Origin of the sequence: Leptolyngbya sp. FACHB-261, assembly GCF_014696065.1 — a bacterium.
Lineage (GTDB): Bacteria > Cyanobacteriota > Cyanobacteriia > FACHB-261 > FACHB-261 > FACHB-261.
The window spans coordinates 291137-307090 of record NZ_JACJPL010000001.1 but is presented as its reverse complement, the minus strand read 5'-3'; the positions used below and the strand labels follow the sequence as shown (position 1 = coordinate 307090).

13 protein-coding genes are annotated in these 15954 nt (G+C 53.7%); 7 read left to right on the top strand and 6 right to left on the bottom strand.

All coding sequences use genetic code 11. The annotated features are described in order from the left end of the window. Nucleotides 1-13: 13 nt before the first annotated feature. The 3 genes from H6F94_RS01355 to H6F94_RS01345 all read right to left on the bottom strand — a co-directional run bounded on the left by H6F94_RS01355 (nucleotide 14) and on the right by H6F94_RS01345 (nucleotide 3342). A complete protein-coding gene (locus H6F94_RS01355; RefSeq protein ID WP_190800428.1) occupies nucleotides 14-646 on the bottom strand; it encodes a MiaE family protein in 633 nt (210 codons plus the stop codon). Further along, nucleotides 643-1875: a HEAT repeat domain-containing protein gene (locus H6F94_RS01350; protein ID WP_190800427.1), complete on the bottom strand. Its 1233-nt coding sequence runs from the start codon at nucleotides 1873-1875 to the stop codon at nucleotides 643-645. Before H6F94_RS01350 ends, H6F94_RS01355 begins: the two co-directional genes overlap by 4 nt. A gap of 354 nt (nucleotides 1876-2229) precedes the next feature. Beyond that, the gene (locus H6F94_RS01345; protein WP_190800426.1) at nucleotides 2230-3342 is read right to left on the bottom strand and encodes a DMT family transporter; all 1113 of its coding nucleotides are present in this window, start codon (nucleotides 3340-3342) and stop codon (nucleotides 2230-2232) included. A gap of 163 nt (nucleotides 3343-3505) precedes the next feature. Between H6F94_RS01345 and H6F94_RS01340 the strand changes: the two genes are divergently transcribed. Next, nucleotides 3506-3649 (top strand): hypothetical protein, encoded by a 144-nt coding sequence (locus H6F94_RS01340; protein ID WP_190800425.1) that lies wholly within the window; start codon nucleotides 3506-3508, stop codon nucleotides 3647-3649. A gap of 132 nt (nucleotides 3650-3781) precedes the next feature. Here H6F94_RS01340 and aroC read toward each other — a convergent pair whose 3' ends face one another. Further along, complete coding sequence (gene aroC, locus H6F94_RS01335) at nucleotides 3782-4921, bottom strand: chorismate synthase (protein WP_190800424.1); 1140 nt, start codon at nucleotides 4919-4921, stop codon at nucleotides 3782-3784. A 160-nt stretch (nucleotides 4922-5081) separates the two neighbouring features. On the opposite strand from aroC, the gene H6F94_RS01330 reads away from it, so the two are divergent. The 3 genes from H6F94_RS01330 to H6F94_RS01320 all read left to right on the top strand — a co-directional run bounded on the left by H6F94_RS01330 (nucleotide 5082) and on the right by H6F94_RS01320 (nucleotide 8955). Further along, nucleotides 5082-5636 (top strand): P-loop NTPase family protein, encoded by a 555-nt coding sequence (locus tag H6F94_RS01330; RefSeq protein WP_190800423.1) that lies wholly within the window; start codon nucleotides 5082-5084, stop codon nucleotides 5634-5636. A gap of 439 nt (nucleotides 5637-6075) precedes the next feature. After that, complete coding sequence (locus H6F94_RS01325) at nucleotides 6076-8415, top strand: tetratricopeptide repeat protein (protein ID WP_190800422.1); 2340 nt, start codon at nucleotides 6076-6078, stop codon at nucleotides 8413-8415. 111 nt (nucleotides 8416-8526) lie between these two features. Further along, nucleotides 8527-8955 carry a tellurite resistance TerB family protein gene (locus tag H6F94_RS01320; protein ID WP_190800421.1) on the top strand — a complete coding sequence of 143 codons (429 nt, stop codon included), beginning with the start codon at nucleotides 8527-8529 and terminating at the stop codon, nucleotides 8953-8955. A gap of 22 nt (nucleotides 8956-8977) precedes the next feature. Here the strand turns inward: H6F94_RS01320 and ileS are convergent, their stop codons facing one another. Together ileS and H6F94_RS01310 are read right to left on the bottom strand one after the other, a co-directional pair. Further along, nucleotides 8978-11809 (bottom strand): isoleucine--tRNA ligase, encoded by a 2832-nt coding sequence (ileS, locus tag H6F94_RS01315; protein ID WP_190800420.1) that lies wholly within the window; start codon nucleotides 11807-11809, stop codon nucleotides 8978-8980. Nucleotides 11810-11874: 65 nt separating this feature from the next. Then, the gene (locus H6F94_RS01310) at nucleotides 11875-12393 is read right to left on the bottom strand and encodes a Ycf66 family protein (protein ID WP_190800419.1); all 519 of its coding nucleotides are present in this window, start codon (nucleotides 12391-12393) and stop codon (nucleotides 11875-11877) included. 204 nt (nucleotides 12394-12597) lie between these two features. Here H6F94_RS01310 and H6F94_RS01305 point away from each other — a divergent pair, with 204 nt between their 5' ends. From H6F94_RS01305 to H6F94_RS01295, 3 genes are all read left to right on the top strand, one after another. Further along, nucleotides 12598-13074, top strand: coding sequence for an ATP-binding protein (locus H6F94_RS01305; protein WP_190800418.1), 477 nt, complete (start codon nucleotides 12598-12600; stop codon nucleotides 13072-13074). 586 nt (nucleotides 13075-13660) lie between these two features. Further along, entirely contained in the window at nucleotides 13661-14653 is a 993-nt protein-coding gene (locus tag H6F94_RS01300) for a GDP-mannose 4,6-dehydratase (RefSeq protein ID WP_190800417.1), read from the top strand. Nucleotides 14654-14655: 2 nt separating this feature from the next. Next, a complete protein-coding gene (locus tag H6F94_RS01295) occupies nucleotides 14656-15885 on the top strand; it encodes a glycosyltransferase (RefSeq protein WP_190800416.1) in 1230 nt (409 codons plus the stop codon). The last annotated feature ends 69 nt before the right edge of the window (nucleotides 15886-15954 follow it).

The following is a 15954-nucleotide window of genomic DNA, read 5'->3' as shown; positions in this document are numbered from 1 at the left end:
GTATAGACCGGTCCTAACTGTGAATTCGAGGTTCGGGGTGGAGGGTCGTGAGAAGTTGGCTTTCCACCTCGCTCAGTTCCTCAAGTCTCGCTTTGACCGCCTCCCGCTCAAAATAAGTATCTGCAAGTACCCAGTAGGTACCGTAGTGCCGTGCTTCTGAAGCCATAAGACTGCTGTAAAAGTCGCTTAGAACCGGGTCTGGGCAATACTGGGCCAGCAATCCTAAGCGCTCGTGGCTACGTGCCTCAATCAAACCTGCTACTAGCAGGGAGTCCAGCAAGCGGTCAGGCTCTTGTCGGCGTGTTTGGCCACTGAGCTTAGCCCCGTAGGGTGGTGCAGAGAGTGGTCCTAAAGGAATGCCTCGCTCTGCTAACAGCCGGTTCACCTGCTCGAAATGCTCCAGTTCTTCGCGAGCAATCTGAGTCAGAGCATACACAAGCTCTGTGCAAGAGGGATAGCGAAACATCAGGTTCAGTGCCACCCCAGCTGCTTTACGCTCGCAGTGAGAGTGGTCGAGCAGCAAGGTATTAGGATGGGCCAGTACCAGCTCTAGCCAGGCAGGTGAAGTTGGGTGTTTGAGGGCCTGAATGCGGGCAACCTCAGCCGAGATGGACTCTGCCCCCACTACCGCTGTCAGGGAATTCATCGACGATCTACGGGTTCTCCATCAGCATGTGTATCCTCACGACGGTGAGTAGTTCCGTTCTCAGAGCGGGGTGGTTCAGCTGAGCCGCTGAGAGCTGCTGGATTGGTCGTGCCGCCGCTATTAAGAGACATCAGCTGCGTAACGCCCAGGCGACTGGCTGCCCAACGTGCGGTCTCTTGCACTTCTGGGTCAGGGTCGTCAATTACATGGTTGAGGATGTGGGCGGCGCGCTGAGACAGATCAAATACTCGCGTGAGGTCGCGAATTGCATTCATACGGACCTCAGGGTTTTCGTCTTGCAGAGACACTAGCAAGGCCCGATGCAGGGGTGTGACCGTACTACTGCCAATCTCGGTTAGGGTTGCCAGGATTAAGCTGCGGTGCTTGGAGTCAGAATCCATCAGCAAATGCACCAGCGGCTTGACGGCCCGTGAGTCCCCCTTTTGTCCCAGATCCCAAATGGCCCGTTGACGCTGCTGGCGATCACTACTCTGGAGGTCGCCGATCAACTCCTCCACCACGTCTAGTCGCTGCATCTTGACCGAGTTACCACTCTGGACCAAGCTGCCGCCGTCAGGGTTCTCCGTGTATTCTTCAGCAACAGTGCCAGGTGGTGTTGTCGAAACCCAGCTGCCATCCGTCTTGTGGGTACTGGAGGCAACCGAAGGACTAGAGAGGCTATTAACAGCAGTCCGCTGAGGCAGAGGTGTCTCCTCACGGCGACGACCTAACAACGAGGAGAAGGCCGTTCCTGCTAGAAAAGCGAGTAAAACGCCACCGCCTAAGAGCCAAGGCGAGGGGTATGTAGGTGCAGTCGCCGCAGGCTCAGCTACCACAGGTCTAGGCCGAGTTGCCTCGGTAGGCTCGACAGGAGCATCAACAGCTGGAGTGTTAGCAGCTGGACTATTCCCTAACGTAGAAGCGGGGGTAGAAACAGAACGCTCTGCAGGAATAGTTGTACTTTGAGGCGGTAGTGCCGCTGCCGCTGCCGCTGCCGCATCGAGGGGAGGGAGCTTGATCTGCTGACCAATGCTCATGCGATTTGGATTAATCCCTGGATTCAGGCGACGAATCGTCTCCTGAGGAACGCCATACTGAACTGCAATTGCCTCGACCGTATCGCCAGCAACAACAACGTGAATGCGGGGAGTTGTTGGCTTAGATGCTCCGCTGGTGGACGGAGTAGAACTTTGCGCCAAAACTGGACTGGTCAATAGCAGCTTCGACACAGAACTCGCACTTGTCGAGCTGATAGACATAGCCAGTCCAGCCCAAACAGCAAGGCTAAGAGAGGCAACCAGTGAGGGGCGATAATCCATATGACCTAAATGTCTCTAATACCAGAAGCCTCGGCGTTCCTCCGGAAAGAGGACTTGCTTTCATCTTGAGGGGAACAACACTCCGGTCGGCTAAAGGCAATGGCTATGTACGCGCAGACCCTGATTCCTAAATCGTTGAACAAACATGAGGCCGGGAAACGGCATCATCAGTAGATAGCATAGCCCACACCTGATGCATCAGCCACAGCATCTGGGCTTGTCGGCACTAATGCCCAAATCTGAATAAACTCGATCTGCGAATTCTCAATCCTGCTCTGAGGAAGTTGAGAGCGCTGATTCTAAAGGACGTCGCTCAGCTAAAGGTTCCAGGGGGAGCAAGTTCTCTGAGCTAGCCTCCGCTAGTTGAGGCCGCATTACTGGTTCACTAGCGTGTTCACTAGCAAGGGTTTGGCTGGGGCCCTCGTTGCTCCGCTCGGCCAGAATCTCGCGCTGATTAACCAAATAAATACTAATTAACGTTAGGCCAACGCCTCCCCACTGCAAATTCGTCAGGGCTTCTGCCAGAAAGACTTTGCCGAATAGAAGGGCGAATACCGGAGTTAAAAAAGTGAGAGAACTTAGGGTTGTTAGATTGCCCTGAGCGGCGTAGTAGAAGAACAAGCCGTAAGCAGCAGCGCTGCCGAGCAGGGCCATGTAAGTTATGCCTAGCCAACCGTGCCAATTTAGGTGTTGCCAAACCTCTGTTTCTAAGCCTGTAGACAGCCCGAACAAGGGTACTGACCCCAACACCATATGCCAGCCGGTAGCGACCACAGGGTCGACGTAACGACAAACTGGCCGAATCAAAATTGTGCCGACCGCCATCGACAGAGCGGCCATCAGCATCAGCCACTCACCGCCTGTGAACTGCAACGTTTCCGGTAAGGTCTCAAGCGTCCACTGACCAGAGAGCAGGGTGCGTAAGAAACTATCAGGTAAGCCAATCAAGCTGATACCGAAAACGCCCAAGGCCAAGCCGAGCCAGCCCCAGCGACCAATCCGTTCTCCATAGAGCCAAAAGGCCATGAGTGCTACAGCTAGGGGCTGCGAGTCAATTAGCACTGAGCCTAAGCCTGCGCCTGTACGAGCAAGCCCTTCGACCAGAAAACCCTGGAACAGCGTGCCATCCACTAAACCGAATAGCGCGACCCAACCCCAAGCTCGCCATCCCCGCAAGGGCTCTCTACCGGTCAAAGCGGCAACTAATAACAGAATCAGTCCTGCGGGTAATAGGCGCATGCCTCCCACAAATAGGGGCTGCGTCTGCGGCATGACGCCTTTCATAACCACCATCGCCGTCCCCCACAAAAAGAATGGTGCAAAGACCAAACCCTTTTGCCAGTTGGAGTTGGATCGGCTCTCAAGTGTGGTTTGCATAGTGTTTGCGAGGGGGAGAGGAGCTTGCGAGCTGGCTAGACAGTGTCCGAAGGACAAGCTATGTGTACTTGTATGAAGGATTTTAAGTAAAGTAACACACCTACCGTGCCCATAACCCGTTTTTCCCAACTTGTGGTCATGGCTACAGCCTTCTTGGGTTGGCTTGCCGCTCTCATCTGCCAGCCTCACGCAGCGTAAACAGATGTGGAGCCGCGACGCACAGCTGGAGGTCAATATCCTGCTGCTGACCTTTCTGTTTCACCGTTTCAGCTTGGCTTCGGCTTGGAAATTGCGCAACGAATTTTGACAGACGCTAACATCTCGCTGTCTGCCATGAAGTAACAGTCTGTACATAGCGTTGATTTAACTGACTGCTGGTTAACTGACTGTTGAGCCTGAACGGCTCAATCTTTGTTATGGGCTCCAAGGCTAGATGAGCTTAGCCGAGATAGGCAGTGGCCTCCTGCGCTTCTGGGCTAAGTGCTTTGAGGGGTAGAGTACGGCACTGGGCTTGCTGGCGTAGCAGGTGATCGCAGAGGACCAGAGCAACCATTGCTTCCACCATTGGCACGGCGCGAGGAAGGACGCAAGGATCGTGACGGCCTTTGGCGGCTAAGGTGGTTTCCTCTCCAGTGCGAGTGACTGTAGCCTGTTCTTTGGCGATGGTGGCAGTAGGTTTGAAGGCGACACGCAAGACGATGTTCTCGCCGTTAGAGATGCCACCCTGAATACCCCCGGAACGGTTGGTGCGGGTGCGGACGCGGCCTGTTTCGTCCAGGTAGAACTCGTCGTTGTGAGCCTTGCCGGTGAGCAAGGTACCAGCAAAGCCGGAGCCAAGCTCAAAGCCCTTGCTGGCAGGCAGAGACATCATGGCTTTGGCAAGGTCAGCTTCTAATTTGTCGAAGACGGGTTCGCCCCAGCCTGATGGCACTTGGCGAGCCACGCATTCTACGACGCCTCCCACTGAGTCGCCCTGGCGTCGGATCTCATCAATCCGCCCGATCATCTGCTCGGCCATGACGGCATCAGGGCAGCGCACGATGTTGGCATCCACCTGCTCTCGGTTGATGGAGTCGGGGTCAACGCTTGCTTCTAGCTCTTGGATGCGTTTGACATAGGCGACAATCTCAACCCCAGCAACCTGTTTCAAAATCTTTTGGGCAATGGCTCCGGCTGCCACCCGACCAATGGTTTCACGAGCAGAGGAGCGACCGCCGCCTTGCCAGTTGCGAATGCCGTATTTGGCGTCGTAGGTAGCGTCAGCATGGGAGGGGCGATATTTCTGCGCCATCTCCTCGTAATCCTGAGAGCGGGCATCTTTGTTGCGGACCAGGAGTGAGATTGGCGTGCCTGTGGTTAAGCCCTGAAAGAGGCCGGACAAAATCTCACAGCGGTCTTCTTCTTGCCGAGGTGTAGTGATGCGGCTTTGTCCAGGGCGGCGGCGGTCAAGCTCGGTTTGAATCTCCTCGACGGAGAGTTCTAATTGCGGCGGACAGCCATCGATAACCACGCCCACACCGCCTCCGTGGGACTCGCCGTAGGTGGTGATGCGAAACAGATGACCGAAGGTGCTGCTCATTGCTGACAAGGGGTAATAGAGAAGACGCTTTCTCATTGTGCCTGTCAGCCCTGCCGATTCTGTTGCCAGTTTTGCGTAGGTCTTATGGCCTTGATGAGGAAGAACAGTTTGATTAGGCTCTTGATGCAAACCCCGCTGCAAATACCCTGCTGCAAATTCTATGAGTGACCATTGGCTTGAAGCCCATCACCGTATTTCAATCGTCGGCACGACGGGTTCTGGCAAGACAACCCTGGCTCGTCAGCTCTCCCAAACGCTTGGCTTGCCCCATGTAGAACTGGATGCTTTGCACTGGGATCCCAACTGGACTCCGGCTCCCATTGACCAGTTTCGCCAACGGGCAACTCAAGCGCTCTCAGGCGATAGCTGGGTAGTGGATGGTAACTACAGTACCGTCCGCGATCTGGTCTGGAGCCGAGCTGATACCTTGGTATGGCTGGACTATTCTTTACCTGTAATTCTGCGCCGGTTAACTCAACGAACCTTGCAACGAGTGCTGCTGCAAAAAGAACTTTGGAATGGTAATCGAGAGCGTTGGCAAGTACAGTTTTTTAGTCGAGATTCTATTTTTCTATGGGCGCTGGGTACCTATCGCAAAGGACGGCACGAATACCCAGTCTTGCTCAGTAAGCCTGAATATGCGCACCTCAAAGTTGTACATTTAGGATCTCCAAGAATGACAGAAGAATGGTTGGCAAGTTTGGTTGAAAAATAGGCTAAATGGTGAAAACGAATTTAAGTGTTATCGTTTCTTTTGTCATGCGCTCTGTTTTGATAACTAGGTTTTGGTTCACCGACGCAACCTCGGTGAATGGAACTTCTATCCCAATCAGCCGTGATGGTGTGAGAGCTTTGCTTCTTATTAAATAGATTTCAGATTGGCAACCCTAATAACAGGGGTCTTAAAGCTTATTTGACTTTCAGGTCTCACCCCAAAAACTTGCAATTGAAACTTTTAGCCTGGCCATAAAGATCGGCTTTTCTGATTGTGTTGCATCCTAGTTTTTTCCCTGTATTTTCTGCACGTCGCTAGTTACTCCTAAACTAATGCTTCAAAGCAAAGAAAAGCTGCAACTTTGCGGGTCTTGAGAGCGTCAGGGTGAGAATTGTGGGAGAGCCGCTTCATCCTCTCGCCCTCTCCGAGCTTCTGGCTTATGACAGCACCTATCGATCTGCCCTCGCCTCAGTCTCCCAAGCGCTCTTGGGGAACCCTTGCCAAGCTCACGCTCCTCACTGCTGTAGTGGGGACATTGGGAATTGGGTTCCAGGTACAACATCAAGTTCGTGATGCGCTTGGACGAGATCTCGTGTGGTATCGATATGGTGCGCCAGAAAGTCTTTATCAACGCAGCGACCGCTGGTTCCCGCTCACTTATCCCGTTCTGGCTCGGTGGAGCCAGTCGGAGAATCCGGTTCAACGAGGCTATGCTTTAGCGGCCCTACTGCGTCACGGTCAGCCTTACACAACTTGGTGGTTGAACTCACAACTCAAACGCAACCCAGAAGACCTGACTTTCTCCTCTTTAATCACTGATTTGGTAACCAGCCAACCGGTCGAAGGCTGGCAGCAGGCATTCGGCCTCGACCGACCCGAAACTCAGCAGCGCTTAATTCAGCTTGCCATTGCGCATCTCAGAGATCAGAATCCGTGGCAACAGTTCAATACCGATTTTTTGCGCACTCTAGCTGAGCAGGGCTTAAGTGCGCAAGTCTGGCCGCAGGTGCTAACAGCGGCCCAATCGGCGAAACCGGAGCAGGCACAGGTGCTTCTGGACGTGTTTCCCTACGAACTCCAGGGTGTTCCCAATGATCTGGCCGAGCAGGTAAAGCGTCTCAAAGCCAGCCTACCCACGCCTGCGGATCAGAGCGGCTCTTGGGATGTCCTGCAAAAGTTTCAAAACATCGAGAATCTCAGCGGGCAGAGCGTGATCGCCCTTTACCAAAAGCTATCTGCCTCCGAGCAACAAGCCTTGCTCAACGATGCTGCCAACTTGCCCCCCGGTTTGCCAGAAAGTCTGCGCCTGCTGCTAACCCAACTCGTTCAAGATCAGCGCAATCCCAATCGCCTGCTAGCAGCAGCCGTCTTGCTTAGCCAGAAAGACCCTCAGGGCCGCGACGTTGTGGAAGCTGCCGCCAATGGCGATCTCAAAACCCTCAACTCGATCCAGAACTATTACCTGCTTCTGCAAGTTGCCCAGACCTTTCCCGATTCTCGCTTTGCACAAGGTTGCCGGGACTATGCAGCAATTCGGGGCGGCACCTACTTTGGCGACTACCGACCCTACAGCTATGAGGCTAGAGAGGTGCACCGGCAGTTACCCGCTGCTGAAGAAGAAGTCCGCTGGCGCGATTGGCTCAAAACCTATCCTGATCACCCTGGAGCCGATGACGCTGGTTACTGGCTAGGACGCACTCTAGAGTGGCAGGGCCGACGCACGGAAGCCCTCAAGCAATTTGCTGATCTGCTAGTGCAGCCCACTGGTGATGGCGATATGCAATACGCCATTCGCAGCCGCTTTCTAATGATGCTGGATGTTGGCAGTACCAACTCAGACCTAGAGCAGTTCCTGAAAAGTAATGCAAACCATCCTCTAGCTGCGGCTATTCAATATGCACTAGCCCTGCATTCAGCCCGTGAGCATCACTACTCTGATGCCCTCAAACTCAGCCAGAATCTTTCTCTTACAGAAGTCAGCCGCAATTATCTCAACAACAAACTATTCGATTGGAGCTCGGAAGATCCCGCTCAAGTCCAGTTTGACTTTGAAGAGCAGCGCCAACGCTGGCAAACGCTGAACAAGTTGGCGGACTTATCTCAACTACAAAAGCGTTATGCTCTGGCTTCTGCCTGGGCTAATGCTGAGGGTTGGAAAAATGGCTATTTAGTTTTCTATAACGGAGGGCGAACCGGAGAGTTGGCTTTTGGCATTTATTCCAACGACAAGCGCGATAGCCAAATTATTGCTGAGGGCTATCGCAGTGCCAATCATAATGCTGTTGCGCTAGACCTGCTATGGCCATTGTTGAAAGGGCAGAATGTGCCTGCTGACTTGGTTGAAAAGAGCCGCTACCTTCAGGTCATGCTGCTTTACCGACAGTTTGTGAGCTATCCGCCGCCTGAAACCGAGACCATGCACCCCTTGCCGCATTTCTCGGCAGAGGTCGGTGCGGACACCAGTCTCTACATGCCTCCAACTCAGCCTTATGCGCCCAAACCCAATGATCCCTATTTCCCAACCTACCAGGCAGAGCAGGGGCGAGATGCTTGGTATGTCCGTCAGGCAGCTCACATAACTAAACAGTTAATCACCCAATTTCCAAACAGTCGTTATGGCGATGATGCCTTACTAGCCCTCTACGAGATGACTGGCGAAGCTCACTATTTAGACACTTTGCTCAGCCGTTTTCCTGGAGGTGATCGCTCAGAAGAAGCGCGCGCTGCTCAGTTTGCAAAGCAACACTCGCCTGATGGTCAATCTTGGCCATTACCTTAAAGAATCCCGTCAAAAATCTCTAGAAGATTTGAGGCAATCCAGGCAGTTTAGAGCCAGAAGAGATTTGACTCAAAGGGCTAAGCTAAACCTGTACGCCTTCAATCTGCTGCCATGACTGCCACCTCTGCTGAGCGGGAATTGCTGAAGATTTTGATTGGGGCTGCTTGGTTAGACGGACGCATTCAGCCCGAGGAGCGACAGTATCTCTATCACCTCGCTCATCAACAGGGCTTAGCCGAAGATCCGGAGATCAAGCCCCTGCTCTATGAATTGAAGGCAGTGACCAAGCGTCAGTGCTATGAGTGGGTGCGGGTGTATCTGGGCGACCATCCTGGTGCCACAGACTGCGAAACGCTTCTAGAAGCCGTGAGTGCTTTGATTTACAGTGATGGCGAAATTGCAGCTGAAGAGGCCCGCCTGCTCTGCTCCATTCAGCAAACTGCTGATGCAGGTCCCCTAGATCACCTCTACGAGAACCTGCTACACAACGTCCGAGCGCTTTATCGGAACTGGATCAGCAAACCCCCTAACCAAGGTTAAGGCTGAGCTGATTAGAACCAATCTAGAACTTGCCTGCCAAGGCACCCACACAGCGCTCACACAGGCTGGGATGCTCAGCAAAGTGCCCAACCAGGGTCGAGTAGTTCCAGCAACGGACGCACTTAGTACCCTCCGCGTTCACCACCCCTATGCCTAAGGCCTCCGTCTTCAAGGCGTGCTCCAGTCCTTCTAATGCCGAGGGCGAGTCTAGAAGTTCCGCTTGGGAGGTTAGAAACAGATAGCGCAAGTCAGCCCCTACTGCTTCTAGGTCTGAGTGCAGAGCCGGGTCGGCAACCCACAACAGTACCTTCGCTTCCTGGGAGGCCCCAATCAGCTTAGATACCCGCGCTGCCTCTAGCACCCGGTTGACTTCACCGCGCAGATCCCGCAAGCGCTCCCAACGTTCAGCCAATGCAGGTTGCTGCCAACCCTCCTCGACCTTCACCCATCCTGCCTGGAACACCGACTGCTGAGGCATAGAGTAGGGAATAGCCTGCCAGATGTCTTCAGCCATGTGGCACAGGACCGGCGAGATCATCGTCGCCAGGTTTTCTAAGGCGACTGCCAGGACCGTCTGACAACTACGACGCCGGAGACTGTTTGCTGCACTGATGTAGAGCCGGTCTTTGGCAATGTCCAGATAGAAATTGGACAGGTCAACAACACAGTAGTTCTGCACCGTCTGGAAGAAGCGGAAGAACTGAAAGCTCTCCATAGCATCAGTGACTTCTAGCGTTACCTCGCGGGTGCGATGGAGCAGATAACGGTCAAACTCCGGCAGTTGATCGTAGGGAACTGCGTCTTTAGCTGGGTCGAAGTCATGCAGGTTGCCCAATAGAAAGCGGGCTGTATTGCGGATCTTGCGATAGACATCAGCCATCTGATTCAAGATGGTCTTGCCTATGGGCACGTCGCTGGAGTAGTCCACTGAAGAGACCCAGAGCCGCAACACATCAGCGCCGTAGGGGGGCTCTTTTTTCTGGTCTTTGCCGCCGTTGATCACTAGGAAGGGATCGACCACGTTGCCTAGGGACTTGCTCATTTTGCGCCCCTGCTCATCTAGCGCAAAGCCATGGGTGAGAACGGTTTTGTAGGGAGCCTCATTATTTACTGCCACGCTGGTCAGTAGGCTGGACTGGAACCAGCCCCGGTGTTGGTCAGAGCCTTCCAAGTACAGGTCTACTGGGTAAGTCAGCTCGCTGCGTTGCTCGGCTACTGCTGCCCAAGATGAGCCAGAGTCAAACCAAACATCCATCGTGTCAGTACCACGGCGGAAGCTGCGCTCACCCGAAAGGTGCTGGCTGCGATAGGGTTCGCACAGCAAATCTTCGACCGGCAGTTCCCACCAGGCATCTGATCCGCGTTCGTGGATCAGTGCTTGAACGTGATCAACCATCTCAGTCGTGAGTAGAGGCTCGTTGGTGGCTTCGTCATAGAAAACTGGGATGGGCACCCCCCAACTGCGCTGTCGCGAGATGCACCAGTCGGAGCGCTCCTGCACCATTGAGGAGATACGGTTTTCGCCTTGAGCTGGGATCCACTGCACCGAGCGAATGGCTTGCATGGCGGCTTCGCGGAAGCCTTCTACCGAGGCAAACCATTGTTCCGTAGCTCGGAAGATCGTGGGTTTCTTGGTCCGCCAGTCGTAGGGGTACTTGTGAACGTAAGGCTCCTCTTTGAGCAGAGCTCCTGCTTCACTAAGAGCTGTGATCACCGCCTTGTTGCCCTCGCCCAGCACATTTAACCCAACGAAGGGACCCGCTTCAGCAGTGAAATCTCCCCGATCATCTACAGGAGCAAGCACGGGTAAACCGTGAGCTTGGCCCAAAATAAAGTCGTCCTGGCCATGGCCGGGAGCGGTGTGGACCAGACCTGTGCCAGATTCCGTGGTGACATAGTCTCCCAGCAAAATCGGGCTTTCTCGATCGAAGAGCGGATGGTGGGCAACGGTGTACTCCAGCGCCTTGCCGGGTAGGGTAGTGAGGACCTCAAGAGATTGCCCCAAGGTCTGCGCCAGCCGTTCCACCAGCTCGCTCGCCACGATCAGGTAGTCTTCACCCGCTTGGACGACGGCGTAGGTTACCTTGGGGCTGATTGCGATTGCCAGGTTGGCTGGAATGGTCCAGGGTGTTGTAGTCCAGATGACTGCCTTGAGCTTGGGCAGGTACTCTGAGAGCATCTGTGCCCCCTCTGCCAAGCGGACCACTGGAAAAGCGACATAGATGCTACGAGAGGTATGGCCTTCCGGATACTCAAGTTCTGCCTCGGCTAAGGCTGTTTGCGAACTAGGGCTCCAGTGGACTGGTTTAAGACCCCGGTAGATGTAGCCCTTGAGGAACATCTGACCAAAGACACTGATCTGAGCCGCTTCGTACTCGGGTTTTAGAGTTAGGTAGGGATGATCCCAATCGCCCCAAACCCCATAGCGCTGAAAGCTTTGGCTCTGGCGTCTCACCGTTTCCAGCGCAAAATCGCGTGCTTTGTGGCGCAGGCTTATAGGAGTCAGTTCCTTGCGCTGTTCAGCGCTCAAGGTTTGCAGCACCTTGAGTTCAATTGGCAGCCCATGGCAATCCCAGCCCGGCACATAGCGGACCTTTCGCCCCTGTAGCAGTTGATAGCGGTTGACAATGTCCTTGAGAATCTTGTTCAAGGCATGGCCCATGTGCAAATCGCCATTGGCGTAGGGCGGACCATCGTGAAGCACGAAGGGGGCGCCGGGATTGTTCTGAGCCAACGTCTCGTAAATTCTCTGGTCTGCCCAAAATTGCTGCAATTGTGGTTCTCGTTCACGTGCATTGGCACGCATAGAGAACTCGGTTTGGGGCAGATTGACAGAGTCTTTGTAATCCTGCACGGGGAGTTCTACCGACTTAAAACTTCAACTTTTCTTATTATCGCCTAAGGTTATTGTCTTAAGCGCTAAGCCTCTGGCGGCGGCACCGAGGGTTGGGGTTGGACCGGTTCCGCATCCCAAGGATCTGCGGCTTGAGCCTCCGAATCGAACTCGCAATCCAATAGATCTGGGGATTCAGGCAGCTCAAAAGCTGCGGTGGTGCGATCGTCGCCGACCAGTTTTACCTGGCCAGGTTCGGTTGCAGCCTGACTGGTTTGAAGCGGTTGGGCATCTTTTTGGGTAGCCTGACGATCCAGTTCTTGCAGGCGAAGCGTTTGCCGGACTGTCTCTTGGCTGTCAACTTGCAAGCGCAATGAAAGAGTTTGCCAGCCGAACCAACCCAAGAGTGCAACTGCAGCGATCTGACTGAGGAGGAGCCCCCCCGTTTCCTGAGCCGCATAGACCCACAGGGCCAAGGCGTAGAAAAGTCCCACGCCACTCCAGATAAAGTCGCTTTGGCGATGAATGGCTGGAAAGAAAAAAGCAGCCAGGTAAACCGCCAGACTTCCTAGCCCAGTCAGGATCGATAGGATGTAAGCCAGCATGAACCTTGATACACTCCGCTTATACTCAGCTGTTGTTTCACTGGGCTTTGGCAAACTCTTTAATACCTTTGCACACCTCATACTCCTTGGGGAGTGTAATTCCTGCCGAGCAGCAGAGACTAGGACTATACTCGTCTTGACTGAGAATCTTACGTCTTGTGTTGAAAAGTGGATCTTCGGGACCGAGTTGGCTAACAGACCCATATGTTTGCCCAAGCTGATCTCGAAGTAAACAGCGACTTGCACGCTCTAACGCAGGTGCAAGAGTGGTTTGAGGCGTTCTGTGCGGAGCAGATTGCCTGCGAAGACTGTGGAGAGCTACGGCAATGGCTGGGCACGCAGGTTTACCCGCTGAGCTTAGCCTTGGCAGAGGGGTTCACCAATGCTGTACGCCACGCTCATCACAACTTGCCCCTGAGCACACCGGTTGTTTTGCAGATCCAGTTAGATGAGAAACGACTGGCAATTCGCATTTGGGATTATGGCAAGCCTTTCGATCCTAGTACTTTAAAAGAACCGTCGCCTGGCACGTTGCAGGAGGGTGGCTATGGTTGGTACCTGCTGCGGCGTTTGGCTGATGATTTGCATTACATCCGGACTGATCGGGAACGCAACTGCCTAGAAATTGTCAAATATGCCTCTCCTACCGCCAATTCTCATTCCTCTGAGCTGAACGGCTAAATCTGGGTCAAACCCATAGGCCAAGATGATGTGATCTTAAGGGTGCGATTTAGGGTTTGGCGCTCAAGCTTCTGAGCAGGAATCAAGCAAAGAGACCAGGTTCTAACTGCTGCTTGAATCTGCTTCAGTTGGGTTTGCTACCCGGAAGTTCTACTTCGCTTGGCAAGCTTGATAGTTAGCGCTTTTTGTTTTGATAAGCTCAGCCCACAAACTGTCTCAAATGCTTGTGATCTCTGTCAGCTTTGCCCATCGCTGATTTTGCGGAAATTGGGTTGCAAGCCGAGAGAGGCTAATTCCGGTTGGCCTCTGGGAAGCTGAACAATTGAGGTCAGCGGATGCTGGCAAAGACTGGACTTTGCACCGTAGTTTCTCTGTATTAATACTGGGATGAAGCTCTAGTAAAGATTAGAAGCTCTGCGTTGACTGGGATCTAACGGATGTCTAGCATCGTATTCGAGTCTCTCCAAATTGTCGTCGAGCTGTTTTTAGCAGAGCCTTCTGCATCAGACTGAGCAGGGGACTAGGACGACCCCCTGCTTGAGATCAGCATGTTTGTCTAGGCAATCGTTACCGACGTTGAGTGTGCATGGTCAAAACAGCGCTGATCACGGGCATCACTGGCCAGGATGGCTACTACCTTAGCCGTCTGCTTCTGGAGAAGCATTACCGGGTAGTCGGACTAGTTCCACCTAACCGGCAGAGTAGTGTTGCCAAACTCGGTGCTCTCGCCGACCAAGTTGAAATTTACTCAGTTGCCCTAACCGATCCGGTTGCGCTCGCAGAGGCAGTAGAGCAGCTCCAGCCTCAAGAGATTTACAACCTTACTGCTCCCAGCTTTGTGCCGGATTCCTGGAAAGATCCCTTGGCAACCCTAGACCTGGTCACTGGGACTGCTACTCGACTGTTGGATGCCGTGCGGCAGGCAGGTCTGGCAACTCGCTTCTATCAAGCCAGTAGCTCAGAAATGTTTGGTCAGGTCGATCAGTCTCCCCAGGATGAAAACACGCCCTTCCGTCCTATGAATCCGTATGCGGCAGCAAAAGTACATGCCCATTGGACCATGGTGCATCACCGCCAGCGCTACGGTCTGTTTGCTTGCAGTGGCATTCTGTACAACCACGAATCGCCCTTGCGTCCACCCAACTTTGTCACTCGCAAAGTTTCTCTAGGCGTCGCGTCGATCAAATTGGGTCTGAGCGACCAATTGGAGATGGGTAACCTGGATGCCAAGCGGGATTGGGGCTACGCTGGCGACCATGTTGAGGCTATGTGGCGAATGCTTCAGGCGGATGAGCCTGAGGATTATGTGATTGGCACAGGTCAGTTGCATAGCGTGCGGGAGCTGATCGCAACAGCTTTTGCCTGCGTGGACTTAGATTGGAGCCGCTACGTAGTTGTGGAGCCTGGATTGCTGCGTTCGGATGAGCACTTTCACCTGGTAGCAAACCCAAGCAAAGCTAAGCAAAACCTCGATTGGCAACCTCAAATTAGTTTTGAGGCTCTGCTTGCAAAGATGGTCCAGAGGGATATGGACCGTCTTAAATCTGGAACCGCAAGCTCGCCGCTGTCCGTAAACTAGTCATGAGTAAAACTCACTTGCTTAGCGAACCAGCAACTCTAAGTCCTAGCCTCAAGGGGAAAGCCAGAGGCCACGATCTATTTACTTTTTTGCAAATCTTTGAGCGCGAAGGGGGAATTCAGTCTTATGTCAAGGATATCCTGTCAGCCTATCTAGCTCTAAACGCTCAACCTCGCGCCGATGTAATGCTGCTACGGGATGGGCCTGGCTGTCCCAACCCCTTCGAGAATAGTCGCTTCAAGTTTCACTATTTCAAATCCCAATCCGAAGCCGCTGGGCGAGCGCGGTTTACGGCTGCCTTGCTTACCCAGCTGATCCGACAACGGCCTAGGCAGGTGTTTTGTGGGCATATCAAGCTGGCAACTCTGGTTCAATCCTTCTGCCAACCACTGGGAATTCCCTACACCGTGCTGACCTATGGCAAAGAGGTCTGGTCACCCCTATCGCCCCGTGAGCAACAAGCCCTTCAACGAGCAGCAGCCGTTTGGACGATTAGCCGTTACAGCCGAGATCAGCTCTGCTCAGCCAACAATCTCGCACTGGACCGAGTGCAACTACTGCCGTGTGTGGTTGATACCCACCGCTTTACTCCTGGGCCAAAGTCCTCGGCTCTGGTGGAGCGCTATGGCCTAAGCGGGGCCAAAGTATTGATGACCGTCGCACGCTTATGGTCTGGCGACATTTACAAGGGCGTAGACGTCACAATTCGGGCACTGCCAACGATTGCCCAGGCGTTCCCAGATATTAAATATCTCGTGATTGGGCGAGGAGATGATCAGCCTCGTCTCGCTCAACTGGCACGAGATTTGGGGGTCGCTGACCAAGTAGTGTTCGCAGGCTTTGTGCCCACTGAGGATCTGCCGGAACACTATCGAGTCGCTGACGCCTACGTTATGCCCTCACAAGAAGGTTTCGGTATCGTCTATCTGGAAGCGCTAGCCTGCGGCTTGCCAGTTCTATCCGGTGATGCTGATGGCTCTGCCGATCCTCTTCAAGATGGGCGGTTAGGCTGGCGAGTTCCCCACCGCGATGCGGCAGCTGTCGCTACAGCTTGTATCGAGATGTTACGGGGTGAAGATCGTCGCTGTAATGGCGCTTTTCTACGGGAGCAAATTCTCCAAACCTTTGGCCTAGAAGCTCATCAGCGGCGTGTCGCTGACTTGCTACAGGTATCTAGCCCCAGGCCATCTCCGCATCCTAGTGTTGCATCGGCTACCAGCTACACTGAGTAGCCCTCATGCCTGCAATACTTTGCATAGGACGCGTAACGCTGCCCTCACTCTTCCCAATTACTGCACTAA